13 protein-coding genes are annotated in these 13,725 nt (G+C 68.0%); 9 read left to right on the top strand and 4 right to left on the bottom strand.

What is annotated here, in order from left to right:
- On the top strand, window positions 1–700 hold a 700-nt coding region (locus tag N440_RS09785; RefSeq protein ID WP_166671552.1), incomplete at its 5' end, for a calcium-binding protein.
- 172 nt (window positions 701–872) lie between these two features.
- On the opposite strand, the gene N440_RS09780 is transcribed toward N440_RS09785, so the two are convergent.
- A complete protein-coding gene (locus N440_RS09780; RefSeq protein ID WP_053450011.1) occupies window positions 873–1,526 on the bottom strand; it encodes a response regulator transcription factor in 654 nt (217 codons plus the stop codon).
- Window positions 1,519–4,548: a sensor histidine kinase gene (locus N440_RS09775; RefSeq protein ID WP_133934933.1), complete on the bottom strand. Its 3,030-nt coding sequence runs from the start codon at window positions 4,546–4,548 to the stop codon at window positions 1,519–1,521. Before N440_RS09775 ends, N440_RS09780 begins: the two co-directional genes overlap by 8 nt.
- Before the next feature lie 96 nt (window positions 4,549–4,644).
- Here N440_RS09775 and N440_RS09770 point away from each other — a divergent pair, with 96 nt between their 5' ends.
- The 7 genes from N440_RS09770 to N440_RS09740 all read left to right on the top strand — a co-directional run bounded on the left by N440_RS09770 (window position 4,645) and on the right by N440_RS09740 (window position 11,424).
- On the top strand, window positions 4,645–4,977 hold the full coding sequence (locus N440_RS09770; RefSeq protein WP_133934932.1) for a hypothetical protein: 333 nt from the start codon (window positions 4,645–4,647) through the stop codon (window positions 4,975–4,977).
- 77 nt (window positions 4,978–5,054) lie between these two features.
- Window positions 5,055–5,471 carry an AraC family transcriptional regulator gene (locus N440_RS09765; RefSeq protein WP_243831323.1) on the top strand — a complete coding sequence of 139 codons (417 nt, stop codon included), beginning with the start codon at window positions 5,055–5,057 and terminating at the stop codon, window positions 5,469–5,471.
- On the top strand, window positions 5,468–6,124 hold the full coding sequence (locus N440_RS09760; RefSeq protein ID WP_133934930.1) for a hydrolase: 657 nt from the start codon (window positions 5,468–5,470) through the stop codon (window positions 6,122–6,124). The genes N440_RS09765 and N440_RS09760 overlap by 4 nt, the downstream gene beginning before the upstream one ends.
- Before the next feature lie 2 nt (window positions 6,125–6,126).
- The gene (locus N440_RS09755) at window positions 6,127–6,552 is read left to right on the top strand and encodes a DoxX family protein (protein WP_133934929.1); all 426 of its coding nucleotides are present in this window, start codon (window positions 6,127–6,129) and stop codon (window positions 6,550–6,552) included.
- A 119-nt stretch (window positions 6,553–6,671) separates the two neighbouring features.
- Window positions 6,672–8,519, top strand: a complete 1,848-nt coding sequence (locus N440_RS09750) for an amidohydrolase (RefSeq protein WP_208322805.1) — start codon at window positions 6,672–6,674, stop codon at window positions 8,517–8,519.
- Entirely contained in the window at window positions 8,498–9,781 is a 1,284-nt protein-coding gene (locus tag N440_RS09745) for an alginate export family protein (RefSeq protein WP_133934927.1), read from the top strand. Before N440_RS09750 ends, N440_RS09745 begins: the two co-directional genes overlap by 22 nt.
- Window positions 9,775–11,424, top strand: coding sequence for an MFS transporter (locus tag N440_RS09740; RefSeq protein WP_053508724.1), 1,650 nt, complete (start codon window positions 9,775–9,777; stop codon window positions 11,422–11,424). Before N440_RS09745 ends, N440_RS09740 begins: the two co-directional genes overlap by 7 nt.
- Before the next feature lie 103 nt (window positions 11,425–11,527).
- Here the strand turns inward: N440_RS09740 and N440_RS09735 are convergent, their stop codons facing one another.
- The gene (locus N440_RS09735; RefSeq protein ID WP_133934926.1) at window positions 11,528–12,352 is read right to left on the bottom strand and encodes an alpha/beta hydrolase; all 825 of its coding nucleotides are present in this window, start codon (window positions 12,350–12,352) and stop codon (window positions 11,528–11,530) included.
- A 186-nt stretch (window positions 12,353–12,538) separates the two neighbouring features.
- Between N440_RS09735 and N440_RS20460 the strand changes: the two genes are divergently transcribed.
- On the top strand, window positions 12,539–12,925 hold the full coding sequence (locus N440_RS20460) for a hypothetical protein (RefSeq protein WP_133934925.1): 387 nt from the start codon (window positions 12,539–12,541) through the stop codon (window positions 12,923–12,925).
- Window positions 12,926–12,991: 66 nt separating this feature from the next.
- Here N440_RS20460 and N440_RS09725 read toward each other — a convergent pair whose 3' ends face one another.
- Entirely contained in the window at window positions 12,992–13,705 is a 714-nt protein-coding gene (locus tag N440_RS09725; protein ID WP_040007538.1) for a DUF2968 domain-containing protein, read from the bottom strand.
- Window positions 13,706–13,725 lie beyond the last annotated feature (20 nt).

Below are 13,725 nucleotides of genomic sequence, written 5' to 3'. Positions count from 1 at the left end.
CGCTGGCAATGATCTGCTGATCGGCGGCGGCGGCGATGACATCCTGCGCGGTGGCGCTGGCAGCGACACGTATCACTTTGATCTGGGCTGGGGCAACGACAAGATCGTCGCCAGCGACACCGGCACGGGCCGGGTAGAAACCATCCGATTTGGCGAAGGCATCCTTGCCAGCGACATCCGCCTGAGCCGCACCACCTACGACCTGGTGCTGACCCACAGCAATGGCGATCGCATCACCGTCGACATGGGCCTGTACAACGACGCGGCTGCCGGCAGTGCGTACCGGATCGACCAGGTCAGCTTCGCCGACGGCACCCTGTGGACGATGGACCAGATCAAGCAGATGCTGTTGCGTCCGACCAGCGGTGCGGCCAGCGCTACCGGCTTTGCCGGCAATGGTCTGATCCAGGGCGACGAAGGTAACGACAATGCGCTGGCGGGCCACGATACCCTGTACGGTGACGCGATCTACAGCACCGATCGCACAGCCGGCCGCTTCGCCGTCATCGAGTTCGGTGAGGGCATTGGCGCTGTCAGCCCGGGAAGCTATCGCATCGATCACAGCAACGAGGTGGCGCTGTTGATCTCGGCATTGGCGGACGGTGGTGGGGCCACGGACTTCGCTGCGGCGATACCGGTGCGGGCCGATGACCTGCGCCACCAACTGGTGGCGATGCCGAGCGCGTTGATGCTCGGCTGAGCCATCCAGCTGGATTTTCGGAACCGGAAGTGGCAGGGACAGTCCTCCACCGTGGAGGCTGACCCGGGCCAGAGGTGCCTCCGCCCGAGCTTTGGCCGAATGTCGAGATGCTCGGCTGTGATTGGGATTCATCCACGCATGGCGTGGATCTACTGATCGTGGGATCCGCGCGTCAGTCGTGACCGCTGTCGTCCAGGCTGATGATGCCGCGCCGCAGCGCCTGGGTGACCGCATGGGTGCGGTCACCCACCCCCAGTTTGTCCATCAGGCTCTTCATGTGCGCCTTCACCGTCTGCTCGGAAATCTGCATGCGTTCGCCGATGCGCTTGTTCGACAGGCCACCTGCGACGTGCCGCAGCACTTCGGTCTCGCGGGGTGACAGCCGGTCTTCCACCACGTGCGCGGCGATGCTGGCAGCCACCGCCGGTGGGATCGGTGCGCGCCGGCCACCGGCCACCATGCGGATGGTGTCGACCAGTTCATGGCGCAGCATGTCCTTCAGCAGATAGGCACTGGCACCGGCCTGCAGTGCGCGCACCGCGCGCACATCGCCCCGGTAGGTGGTCAGCACGATGATCCGTGCGCGCGGGTCGAGCGCGCGGATCCGTACGATTGCTTCCACACCATCCAGGCGTGGCATCTGCAGATCCATCAGCACCACGTCGGGGTGCAACCGCTGGTAGCACGCGATGGCCTCTTCGCCGTCGGCGGCTTCGCCAAGCAGCTGCAGATCGGCCTGCGCGCCCAGCAGCGCCGCCAGGCCGTCGCGCAGCAGGGGGTGGTCATCGACCACCAGGACGCGGATCGGGGCAGGGATTTCAGTCATGCTTCGGAGTGCTCCAGGGCCAGCGCCAACGCGATGGAAGTCGGTGATACAGGCGCCGCGGGGGGACCGCCAGCGCAATTTCGGTACCCAGTCCGGGGCGGGTCCACAGCTGCAGCCCGGCACCCAGGCGCTGCGCCCGCTCGCGCATGCCCTGCAGGCCCCAGTGGCCGTGGCCGGCGTTCTCGTCGGCGATACCCATGCCATCGTCGCGCACGTGCAGCAGGAAGCAACGCGTGCCGTAGGACAGCTCCACCTCGATGGCACTGGCGTCGGCGTGACGCAGCGCATTGCGGATCGCCTCGCGCCCGATCAGGAAGACCTCTTCAGCGGCGTCGGCCTGAAGCAGTGGCACTGCCCCCTCCACGGTCAGGCGCAGCGGGTTGGTGCCCTGACCCGCGTACTCGGCGTGCACATCGGCCAGCGCCGATGCAAGGTCGCGGCCGGCGAATGGACCGTCGCGCAATGCGTTGACCCGTTCGCGGCCCTCGGCCAGGTTGCGTTCGGCCAGCTGCATCGCCGACTCCAGCTGGCTGCGCACCGGCTCCGGCGTCTGCGCGGACTGGCTGATCGCATGCAGGCGCAGGATCAGGCCCTGGCTGCCCTGCAGCAGGGTGTCATGCAGGTCGCGGGCGATGCGTTCGCGTTCACCGTGGCGCTCCTGCAGACGGGCACGGAACAATGCCGCCAGCTGGCCACTGCGGATGCGTACGGCCATCACCAGCAGCGCCAGTATCGCCGCTGCGCACAACAGCTTGAACCACACCGTCTGCATGAACGTAGGCGCGATGCGGAAGCTGCGGCTGGCTGGCGTGGTGCTCCAGATGCCGTCTTCGTTGGCAGCTTCCACCTCGAAGCGGTAACTGCCCGGCTCCAGGTTGGTGTAGTACGCACGGGTACTGCTGCCGGCGTCCTGCCAGCCGTCGTCGACGCCGGACAGGCGGTAGCGGTAGCGGTTGCGCTCGGGGCGTGCCAGCGACAGCGCCACGTAGTCGATCTGCAGCTGGCTGGTGCCCGCAGGCAGGCGCAGGCCGTCGTGCAGGGGCTGGTGCGCGCTGCCGTACAGTACCTCGCCGATGCGCACGCTGGGCGCCATCATGTTGACATGCGATCGCGTGGTATCGAGCCAGGCCAGGCCCTGGTTGGTGGCCAGCCACAGCAGTCCGTCGTCGGCCAGCGCGGCGGTGGCGATCGGCCCGCTCTGCAAGGCAATGCCTGGCATGCCGTCCACCGCATCGAACAGGCGTGGCGTCACCTGCATGCCGGTGCGCAGGACGCGGCGCAGCTGGCTGCTCTGCAGCCGCACCAGGCCCCGGCTGCCATTGAGCCACAGGTGCCCGCGTGCGTCGGCGACCATGCCGGTGATGCCTTCGAGCACACCGGCCATGTCGGTGTGGACGGGCACGAATGGGCCATGTCCCACGCGCGCGGCAAGGCCGGCTTCGCCGGCCACCAGCAGCAGATCCTGATGCTGCAGCAGCGCAGTCACCGGCCCCACGGCAAGACCGTGGGTGGCATCGAAGGTGTCGATGCCCGTGCTGCGCATGCGGCGCAGCCGGCCGTCGGCATAGCCGAGCAGCAGCTGGCCGTCCCGGTCCAATGCAAGCGACGAACAGGCCTGCTCCGGCAAGCGCGCTTCGCGCTGCCATTGGCCATGCTGGTAATGCAGTACGCCGTGTTCGCCACTGCAGACCCAGGCCTGCGCGTCGTCGGCGAACAGCAGGGCATGCAGCGGTTGCCCGGTGAATGGTGCCGGCAGTGGAATCAGGGTGGTGTGGCCGGCCACCGTGCGTGCCAGGTTGACCCAGTCGAACTGCCAGACCGGCGTGGGCGCCTGGCGTGCGGCCGCCTGCAGCTGCGCGGTGCTGCCGTCCAGCAACGGCCGGCGCAGATCGTACAGTTTGAGGTCCTCGCCATAGCCATACACGCGTCCATCGCTGGCCCGCACCAGTGAGCGGTAGGGGTCGCTGGGGCCGGCGGTGAGCGTATGCACGCTGCGTGCGCGGAAGCGGTTGAGGCCAAGATTGGTGCCGACCCAGAGGTTGCCCTCGCGATCGACGATGATCGGCACGGCCGACGTGGCGGTCAGCCCGTGCGGTGAATCGAAGCGTTCCATGCGCACGGCATGGTCGCCCTGGAAGGTGACCCGCGCCACACCGCCATGTGGGCTCATCGTGGCCCACAGCGCACCATCGGCGGTGAACTGCAGGCGCGCGGCGACCAGATCCGGCAATCGCCGTGCTTCGCGCTCACGCTCGGCCATCAGGCCCTGCGCGTTGGCCAGCGGCGAGGTACCGCGTACCCGATCGGCAAGCCACACTTCGCCCTGCGGGCTTTCCGCCAGTGACGCCATCTGCGATACGGCGATGCCGGTGTCCTTGAACACGGCATCGCCTGATGCGCGCATCCAGACCTTCAGGTCGGCCAGTACCCAGAAGGTGCCGCGGCTGTCATGCAGCACCCATTGCACGCGATGCTCCGGCACGCCGCTCCCGCTCGGCAGCGGTTGCCAGCGCTGGCCGTCGAACCAGCGCAGGCCACCATTGATGGCCGCCCACAGCCGACCCTCACGGTCCTGGCTGAAGTGTGGCACCACGCCGACCGGCACCCCCTGGCCGCGGCCGTAGTTGTGCAGCTGGCCGCGCGCGAGCTGGCTGATGCCGGCCTGGAAGTAGCCGATCCAGAGTGCGCCATCGCTGCCGTGCGCCAGCGTGACCATGTTGGAGGAGGGAAAGGCGCTGCCGACCGGCGCTGGCTGGCGTTCAAAGCGGCGGCCATCGAAGCGGTAGAGGCCCGAGCCGGTGGCCAGCCACAACAGGCCATCGCGGTCCTGGCTGATGTCCCAGATATCACCCGGCGCGCCCTGGCCAACCCGCCAGGCGGTGTGCTCGTAGCCGGGCAGGCCGCTGCTCAGCAAAGGGCGCTGCACGGCGAACGCCTGCAGGGAGATCAACAGCAGCAGGCACGCCAGCAGCGCTGGCAGGCGGTGCTGGAACGGGAAGGGGCGGCCACGCATGGCGGGCATTCTGTCAGGTACGGAGCAGGCCCGGGTGACCCGAACGGGGTAGGCGCATGGCGCGGCGCTGGGCTATCACCCCGGCATGTTCCGTGGAGCCCGGCCATGCAGCGCCTGTTTGTGATGTTTCCCGACCGTGCACCGGGCATCGGCCTGCTGTGGCTGCGGCTGTGCGTGGCCGCTGCGTTGTGCATGCCGGCGCCGCACGCCGGTGAGTGGTCGATACCCGGCCTGGTGGTGGCCGCGATGCTGGCGCTGGGCGCGCTGACCCCGCTGGCGGCGGTGCTGGCAACGCTGGGCCTGTACCTGCTGGCCCAGCCCTGGGCACTGGCGCCACTGCCGCTGGCGCTGCTGCTGCTTGGGCCGGGCGCCTATTCGCTGGATGCCCGGCTGTTCGGCCGTCGCCTGCTGGGGCGGCGGCCTCCCCCATTCGGGTAGGTGCCGGCTTCGTCCGACGGGGGTAGGGCTTCCGGCGCGTGGCACCGACCATGAGCCACCCCTCTGCGGCGTCCCCCATGGCCACCGTCTCCCTGCCTGCTTCGCCCGCCGCATCGCTGGCCCCGCACCAGACGGCGGCGTTGCAGCGCGCCCTGCGCTATGTCGATGAACACCTGTCGCAGCCGCTGCGGGTGACCGAGCTGGCGGAGGCTGCCTGTGTCAGTCGCTTCCATCTGGTTCGCCTGTTCCGTAGCGGCACGGGCGCCAGCCCGCTGCGCTACGTGCGCCGCCGCCGCATCCAGCGCGCCTGCCAGCTGTTGCCGGCCGCGAAGCTGCCGATGTCATCGCTGGCGCAGCAGCTGGGCTTCTTCGACCAGAGCCATTTCGTCCGCAGCTTCCGCGCCGAGACCGGCTGCAGCCCAGGCCAGTACCTGGCTGGCGATGCGGCCCTGTTGCTTCCCCCAGAACGTGCTTCCAACGGAGTCCATCCATGAGCCTTGCCACCGCTGTTGCCGCCCCGTCCCTGTTGTCGCCCACCGATCACGCGCTGGTGCTGATCGACTTCCAGTCGCAGATGGCATTTGCCACCCATACCATCGACATCTCTGCGCTGCGCAACAACGTGTCGCTGATCAGCAAGGGCGCCAAGGGCTTCAACGTACCGGTGCTGCTGACCACGGTGGCCGAAACGTCGTTCTCCGGCCCAATGTTCCCGGAACTGCCGGAGATCTTCCCGGGCCAGACCGTGTTCGACCGGACCTCGATGAATACCTGGGAGGATCAGGCGGTGATCGCGGAGATCAATCGCATCGGCAAGCGCCGCCTGGTTCTTGCCGGCCTGTGGACCAGCGTCTGCATCGTTGGTCCGGCGCTGTCGGCGTTGGCGCAGGGGTTCGAGGTGTACGTGATCACCGATGCCTGTGGCGATGTCAGCGAAGAGGCCCACGAGCGTGCGATCACCCGCATGGTGCAGGCCGGCGCGGTGCCGATGACCAGCGTGCAGTACCTGCTGGAACTGCAGCGTGACTGGGCGCGTGGCGAAACCTACGAGCTGACCACCGGCATCGCCCGCGACCATGCCGGTGGCTACGGCATCGGTATCCAGTACGCCAAGCGCATGTTTGGCGCGCAGGAAGGCGGGCACTGAGCATGCTGGCTGGGCATGGCCTCGACCTGGCCCTGCTGATGCTGCGCGTGGCAGCCGGGGGATTCCTGCTGCCCCACGCGCTGGGCAAGCTGTTCGGCTGGTTCGGCGGCCCCGGGCTGGCCGGCTTCGCTACCGAGTTGCGCGGCTTCGGACTGCCAGCGGCGGCGCCATTGCCGCTGCTGCTGGCCCTGTTGCAGGTGCTGTGCGGACTGGCCGTGCTGCTGGGCTGGCAGGTCCGCATCGCCGCACTGGTCTCCGCCGCGTTCATCGGCTTCACCGTACTGCTGGCCCTGCCCAAGGGCTGGTTCTGGATGCGCGGTGGCAGCGAGTACCCGTTGATGTGGACCACGGTACTGCTGGCCGTCGCGCTGGCCGGGCCCGGCGCCTGGGCGCTGGACGGCCAACGCCTGCCGGGAGACCACGCATGAGTCACGATCCACTCGACCACGGCCGCCGCAACGTGGTGCTGGCCAGCGGTGCCGCTGTTGCGCTGGGTCTGGCCGGCCGTGCCGGTGCCGCATTCGATTCCACTTCCAAGGAGCGTCGCATGAGCACGCTGGTCATCCGCAATGCCCGCATCACCACCCTCGATCCGCAGCAGCCACACGCACAGGCGCTGGCCGTGCAGGAGGGGCGCATCGTTGCCGTCGGCAGTGACGAGCAGATCATGCGCGACTGGGGCAACGAAGCGACCGTGATCGATGCACAGGGCCGGCGCCTGCTGCCCGGCCTCAACGACAGCCACACGCACCTGATCCGCGGTGGCCTGAATTACAACCTGGAACTGCGCTGGGATGGCCTGCGTTCGCTGGCCGACGCGATGGCGATGCTGAAGGCACAGGTTGATCGCACCCCGGCACCGCAATGGGTACGCGTGGTCGGTGGCTTCACCGCCGCGCAGTTCAACGAGAAGCGCCTGCCCACGCTGCAGGAACTCAACGACATCGCGCCGGATACGCCGGTGTTCCTGCTGCACCTGTACGACCGCGCGCTGCTCAACCGCGCCGCGCTGCGTGCCTGCGGCTACACCAAGGACACGCCGGACCCGCCGGGCGGGCAGATCGTGCGTGACGCGCTGGGCAACCCGACGGGACTGCTGCTGGCAAAGCCCAACGCGCTGATCCTGTATGCAACGCTGGCCAAGGGGCCCCGGCTGCCGATCGAGTACCAGGCCAACTCGACGCGCCACTTCATGCGCGAGTTGAACCGCTTGGGCATCACCTCGGTGATCGACGCCGGCGGTGGCTTCCAGAACTATCCCGAGGACTACCAGGTCATCGAGCAGCTGCATCGCGATGACCAGCTGACAGTGCGCATCGCCTACAACCTGTTCACCCAGAACAAGGGCAAGGAAGTGGATGACTTCCGCGGCTGGAGCGAGATGCTGCAGCCTCGCCAGGGCGATGACCTGCTGCGCCACAACGGGGCCGGCGAGATGCTGGTGTTCTCCGCGGCCGACTTCGAGCTGTTCAACGAGCCACGCCCGGAGCTGCCACCGGAGCTGGAGCCGGAACTGCACGATGTGGTGAAGCTGCTGGTCGAGAAGCGCTGGCCGTTCCGTATCCACGCCACCTACGACGAGAGCATCACCCGCATCCTGGACGTGTACGAACAGGTCAACCGCGAGGTGCCGTTCGACGGCCTGCACTGGTTCATCGACCATGCCGAGACCATCACTCCGCACAACATCGAACGCATCCGCGCGCTGGGAGGCGGCATTGCCGTGCAGCACCGCATGGCCTACCAGGGCGAAGCCTTCGTCGAGCGCTATGGCGTGCAGGCGGCGCGGCACACGCCGCCGGTGAAGCGGATGCTGGCCGAAGGCGTGCCGGTGGGTGCCGGTACCGATGCCACCCGCGTGGCCAGCTACAACCCATGGGTGGCGCTGTCCTGGCTGGTGACCGGGCGCACCGTCGGCGGCCTGGCCCTGTATGGCGACGAAAACCTGCTGGAGCGCGAACAGGCACTGCGCCTGTGGACCCAGGGCAGTGCCTGGTTCTCCGGCGATGAAGCGGTGAAGGGCACGCTGAAGGCTGGCCAGCTCGCCGACTTCATCCTGCTGTCGGCTGACTTCTTCCGCGTCGACGACGCGCGGATTGCCGACATCACCAGCGTGCTGACCGTGGTTGGTGGCCGCATCGTGCACGCCGACGGTGACTACGCCGGCCTGGCGCCGCAGCTGCCGCCGGCGATGCCCAACTGGTCACCGGTGAACAGGTTCGGGGGCTACCACGTGGGTGGCGCCGCGACCGGGCTGGCCGCAGCCCACCGTCATCACCACGGTGTGGCCTGCACCACGCATGGCGCCCAGGGTCATGCCGCCCAGCACGCGGCACCGACCGATGACCTGACCGCGTTCTGGGGCGCGATGGGATGCTCGTGCTTCGCGTTCTGAGCCTGGCGCTGCTGGCCGCGCCGACAGTGGCGCTGGCCTGCGAACACGGTCGTTGCATCGAGGCTGGTGACGGCCAACTGCAGTGGGATGCGTCGCTGCGCGTGCGTGGGATGTACTACGACCCGAGCCGGTTCGGCATTGGCGGTAGCGAGGATGGCTATGGCCTGCTGCGCGCGCTGGCCTCGGCCACCTATGTGGAAGAGACCTGGCAGGCGAAGCTGCAGCTGGGTGTGCACGGGGAGGATGGCAAAGCCGGCGGCCCCGGCCGTACCGATCGCAGCGCGCTGGATGTGCAGCAGGCGTACTGGCGCTGGCAGCGCGGTGGCTTTCACCTGCAACTGGGGCGGCAGGAGGCCGGCTACGGCAGCTCGCGGCTGTTGTCGGTACGCGATGGGCCGAACATCCGCCTGGCCTTCGACGGAGCACGTGCCGGCTGGAAAGGCCGACTCGGCATGCTGGACCTGATGGTGCTGCGGCCGGTGGAGAACCGAGCCGGTGCCTTCGATGATCGGGGTGAACACGGTGCCCATCTGTGGGGTGCGTACGCCACGACGGCACGCGGTCAGGCGGCGGCCCAGTGGGATCTATATCTGCTGGACTACCGCCGCGACGGCGCGCGCTTCGCCGCAGGCAGCGGTACCGAACGTCGGCAGACCCTGGGCGCGCGCTGGTTCGGCCAGGCCGGTGCACTGGACTGGAACAACGAACTGGTGGTGCAGGGCGGCGAACTGCGTACCGCCACGGGTGACCTCGACATCCGCGCCTGGACGCTGGCCACCGATACGGGGTGGCGCTGGTCGGACCTGCCGCTGCAGCCACGGCTGGGCCTGAAGGCCGACATCGCCAGCGGCGACGGTAGTCTGCGCGATGGCCGGCTGGGAACGTTCAATGCCTTGTTCCCGAAGTCGGCCTACTTCAGCGAGGCCAGCCTGCTGGCGCCGGCCAACCTGATGGATATCCAGCCTACGCTGAGCCTGCGCCTGCACGACACGGTGACGACGGAGCTGGGCGTACAGATGGCCTGGAAGCATCGGCGCGCCGATGCGGTCTACACCACGCCGGCACCGCTGCTGGCGCTGCCAGGCACTGCCGGTGGCGCACGCCGCATCGGCAACCAGTACAAATCCGAAACCCACTGGCAGGCCAGCGAACACTGGCAATGGCAGCTGCAGCTGGCCTGGGTCGATGCCGGTCCTGCACTGAAGCAGGCCGGGGGCCAGGACACGCTGTTCGCCTCGATCGTTGGAGCATGGCAATGGTGAACGCAACCGCGTCACAACCTTCCGTACCGGCCGCAGGGGCCTGGTCGCCGTTGAAGATCCGGATGTTCCGTTCGATCTGGCTGGCGATCCTGGCCAGCAACATCGGCACCTGGGTCAATGATGTGGCCGCCGCCTGGGTGATGGCCGAGCGCACCGGTTCACCGTTGATGGTGGCACTGGTGCAGTCGGCAACCACAGTGCCGATCGTGCTGCTGGCATTGGCCGCCGGCACGCTGGCCGACATCGTCGACCGGCGCAGGTACCTGCTGGCCACCCAGGGCTGGATGCTGCTGGTGGCCGCGGTGATGGCGGCGCTGACCGCCATGGACATGCTGACCCCGCAGCTGCTGGTGCTGCTGACCTTCTGCATGGGGTGTGGCGCGGCGATGGCGATGCCGGCGCAGGCGGCGATCGTGTCCGAGCTGGTGCCGCAGCCGATGCTGGCTTCGGCGGTGGCGCTGAACTCGATCGGCATCAACATCGCGCGCTCGATCGGCCCGGCCATCGGCGGCGTGATCGTGGCGCAGCTGGGTGCGGTCTGGGCCTTTGGCTTCAACGCCATCACCTTCGCCGCGATGCTGTTCGTGGTGTGGGGCTGGAAGCGTGACCCGAAGCAGTCCAGCCTGCCGCCGGAAGGCTTCGGTGCCGGCCTGAAGGCAGGCCTGCGCTACGCCAGCCGCGCCGGGCGGCTGCAGGCGGTCCTGATCAAATCGGTTGGTTTCTTCTTCTTCGCCGCGGCGATGAACGCGTTGCTGCCGGTGGTGGTGCGCGGGCAGATGCAGGGTGGGGCGGGGCAGTACGGCATGCTGCTGGGCTGCATTGGTATCGGTGCGGTCGGCGGCGCGCTGCTGCTGCCGAAGCTGCGCGCACAGATGGACCGCGACCTGCTGGTGCTGCTGGCCACGCTGTCGCTGGCGTTGAGCCTGGTCGGGCTGGCGCTGACCCGCAGCTGGTACGTGCTTCCCGTGGTGATGCTGGTCAATGGCTTTGCCTGGATCACCGTGCTCTCTTCGCTGCAGATCGCCGCGCAGACGGCGGTACCGGCGTGGGTACGTGCGCGCGCGCTGGCGCTGTACATCATGGTGTTCTCTGCCGGCATGGCCGCTGGCGGCCTGAGCTGGGGCGCGCTGGCGCAGCGCACCTCGCCTGAGCTGGCCCTGCTGGTGGCTGCCGCCGGTGCGGTGATCGGCGGACTGCTGGTCTGGCGCGTGCGCATCGCCGGTACCGAAGACCTGAACCTGCGTCCGGCCGGGCACTGGCCGGCACCGGAACTCTCAGTACCGGTATCGAATGATCGCGGCCCGGTGCTGGTGACCATTGAATACCGCATCGACGATGCCGATCGCAGTGCGTTCCAGGCGCAGATGCGCGCGCTGGGAACGATCCGTCGCCGTGATGGCGCCGTGGTCTGGGGCGTGGTTGAGGATGTGGCGACGCCGGGCATCCACCTGGAGTATTTCGTGACCCCGTCGTGGCTGGAGCATCTGCGCCAGCACGAACGCATCACCGCCGATGACAAGGCGATCCAGGAGGTGCTGCGCGAACTGCATCGCGGCGAACGGGCACCGGTGGTACGTCACTTCGTGGGCGGCCATGACCCGCTGCCCAAGGCCGGCGTTCCGCACCACCACAGCGACATCTGACCCCAAAAAGGGGACGGAGGGAATTGAGTCGTTTGTGCAGAAGCGACTTAATTCCCTCCGTCCCCTTTTTTAGCGGCGGCGCTGCAGGCGCCGCCGCCACACATCACTTGCGTGCGAACGCCAGCAGGTCGGCGTTGAACGCGTCGGCGTGGGTGACCGTCAGGCCGTGCGGTGCACCGGCATACACCTTCAGTTCGGCGTCGCTGATGATCTGTGAGGAGAGCTTGGCCGAGGCATCGAACGGTACGATCTGGTCATCATCGCCATGTACGACCAGCGCAGGCACGTCGATCTTCTTCAGGTCGTCGCTGTAGTCCACTTCCGAAAATTCGTGGATGCAGTCGTACTGGCCCTTGACGCCGCCGAGCATGCCCTGTAGCCAGAACGAATCACGCATGCCCTGGGTGACGCTGTTGCCATCGCGGTTGGCGCCGAAGAACGGCGTGGCCAGGTCCTTGAAGAACTGCGAGCGGTCGCCGCCGGTGCCCTTGCGGATGCCGTCGAACACCTCAAGCGGAGTGCCGGCCGGGTTGCCGGCGGTCTTCAGCATCAACGGCGGCACGGCGCCGACCAGCACCACCTTGGCGACGCGCCTGCTGCCGTGGCGGCCGATGTAATGGGCCACTTCGCCGCCGCCGGTGGAATGGCCGACCAGGATTGCGTCCTTCAAGTCCAGCGCGTCGATCACCGCGGCCAGATCGTCGGCGTAGGTATCCATGTTGTTGCCGTCCCAGGTCTGGCTGGAACGGCCGTGGCTGCGACGGTCATGGGCAATCACGCGATAGCCGTTCTGCCCCATGAACAGCATCTGCGGGTCCCAGGCATCGGAAGACAGCGGCCAACCGTGGGCGAACACGATCGGCTGGCCGCTGCCCCAGTCTTTGTAGAAAATGCGGGCGCCATCGGCGACGGTGACGTAATTGCTCATTGCAGGTTCCTTGGCGGAAGGGAGGGAAGGCATCGGCAGGCGTGCCGGTGCCTCCCGCAGTACAGCGCAACGGGTGTCGAATGCCTTGCACGCCTGTGCTGGATTGCCGGGGCTGTGACGTGTATCGCTCTGGCAGTGGGCAGATGGCCGGCTGACGATGGCGGCAGTCCCGTCGAGGAACCTGCGATGCCGAGAGTGCAGTGCTGCTCGTTGTTGTGTCTGCTGCTGGCGGGCGCCGTTCACGCGCAGACCCAGGTCTACAAGTGCGTGGAGGGATCCCATCCGGTCTATCAGCAGACGCCGTGCCAGGGGCGTGCGGAATGGCGCTGGGAGGTTCCGGCGGAACAGTCCTTGTCGCGTGGCCCTGTGCCTGCCGCGGCCACACCCGCGCCGGCCCGGCGTCGGGCGTCACGCCCCGGGCGCGCGCGGGCTGCGCTGATCCCGATCAGCGCCGATCCCCGCGCCTGTGAGCGTGCACGGCAGCAACGCGGGAAGGCGCTGGCCAGGGCCAGGCGACTGGACTTCGTACAGCGCCGGCAGCTGGATGACGCGGTGCACGACGCGTGCCGCTGATTTTCGTGCTGAAAACGACAACGGCGCCCAAGGGCGCCGTTGTGCGGAGACGCTGGAAGCGCGGGCTCAGCGACCGTCGCTGGCCGCCGCCGGTGCCGGCGAGGGCACGCTGTCCGGCTTGGGCAGGCTCAGCTCCGGGTTGCCCTGTTCGGCCTGCAGGATCTGGATACGGCGCTGCAGCGCGTCCAGCTGGCTGTTGGTGCTCTGCACGTCGGTACTCAGGCTGACCGCCTGCTGCTGGGCCTGCTGCAGGGCCGCGCTGACCTGGGCCGACTGTGCCTGCTGCTGTTCCATTTCCTGCTGCAGGGTGCGCAGGCGCTCCTCGTTGTAGGCCACCAGCCGCTCGGTGTAGCGCTTGCCGGCTTCCAGCCGGGTGGTGTCGATATAGACCTGGGCCAGCTGTTCGGACTGCTGCGCAAACGTGCGGTAGACGCGCTCGGCGTTGTCCACGGCATCGGTCTTGATCACCCGCCAGAAGTTCTTTTCCTGGAACAGGGCGACGTAATACGTCAGGGTGTTGGCGTTGAACAGCAGGCTGGCACCGTAGTTGCCGTTGTAGGTGGTGCGCAGCTCGGTCAGCTGGCGCGAATCCATCAGCTGCTTGAGTTCGTCCACGGTGTTGCGCACTACCGGTGCGGTGCGCGCGGCCGGCTCTGCGGCGGCTTCGCGGTCGCCACGGGCGGCCATCGCCGCCGGTGCCACCAGCATCATGGCCACGGCCAGCATTGCCGCGCCGCGCGCCTGACGGGCGAAGACCGCGCCCCCTGAAGTTTCTCGCATGTCTAGACCATCCACGGATG

The organism is Stenotrophomonas sp. CC22-02 (assembly GCF_004365115.1).
Classification (GTDB): Bacteria; Pseudomonadota; Gammaproteobacteria; order Xanthomonadales; family Xanthomonadaceae; genus Stenotrophomonas; species Stenotrophomonas forensis.
This window is presented reverse-complemented; position numbering and strand designations above follow the sequence as displayed.

Bases quoted from the DNA above. Each gene is read 5' to 3' on its own strand.
- N440_RS09780 (WP_053450011.1), bottom strand. From the start codon at position 1,526: ATGACTGAAATCCCTGCCCCGATCCGCGTCCTGGTGGTCGATGACCAC.
- N440_RS09775 (WP_133934933.1), bottom strand. From the start codon at position 4,548: ATGCCCGCCATGCGTGGCCGCCCCTTCCCGTTCCAGCACCGCCTGCCA.
- N440_RS09770 (WP_133934932.1), top strand. From the start codon at position 4,645: ATGCAGCGCCTGTTTGTGATGTTTCCCGACCGTGCACCGGGCATCGGC.
- N440_RS09765 (WP_243831323.1), top strand. From the start codon at position 5,055: ATGGCCACCGTCTCCCTGCCTGCTTCGCCCGCCGCATCGCTGGCCCCG.
- N440_RS09760 (WP_133934930.1), top strand. From the start codon at position 5,468: ATGAGCCTTGCCACCGCTGTTGCCGCCCCGTCCCTGTTGTCGCCCACC.
- N440_RS09755 (WP_133934929.1), top strand. From the start codon at position 6,127: ATGCTGGCTGGGCATGGCCTCGACCTGGCCCTGCTGATGCTGCGCGTG.
- N440_RS09750 (WP_208322805.1), top strand. From the start codon at position 6,672: ATGAGCACGCTGGTCATCCGCAATGCCCGCATCACCACCCTCGATCCG.
- N440_RS09745 (WP_133934927.1), top strand. From the start codon at position 8,498: ATGCTCGTGCTTCGCGTTCTGAGCCTGGCGCTGCTGGCCGCGCCGACA.
- N440_RS09740 (WP_053508724.1), top strand. From the start codon at position 9,775: ATGGTGAACGCAACCGCGTCACAACCTTCCGTACCGGCCGCAGGGGCC.
- N440_RS09735 (WP_133934926.1), bottom strand. From the start codon at position 12,352: ATGAGCAATTACGTCACCGTCGCCGATGGCGCCCGCATTTTCTACAAA.
- N440_RS20460 (WP_133934925.1), top strand. From the start codon at position 12,539: ATGCCGAGAGTGCAGTGCTGCTCGTTGTTGTGTCTGCTGCTGGCGGGC.
- N440_RS09725 (WP_040007538.1), bottom strand. From the start codon at position 13,705: ATGCGAGAAACTTCAGGGGGCGCGGTCTTCGCCCGTCAGGCGCGCGGC.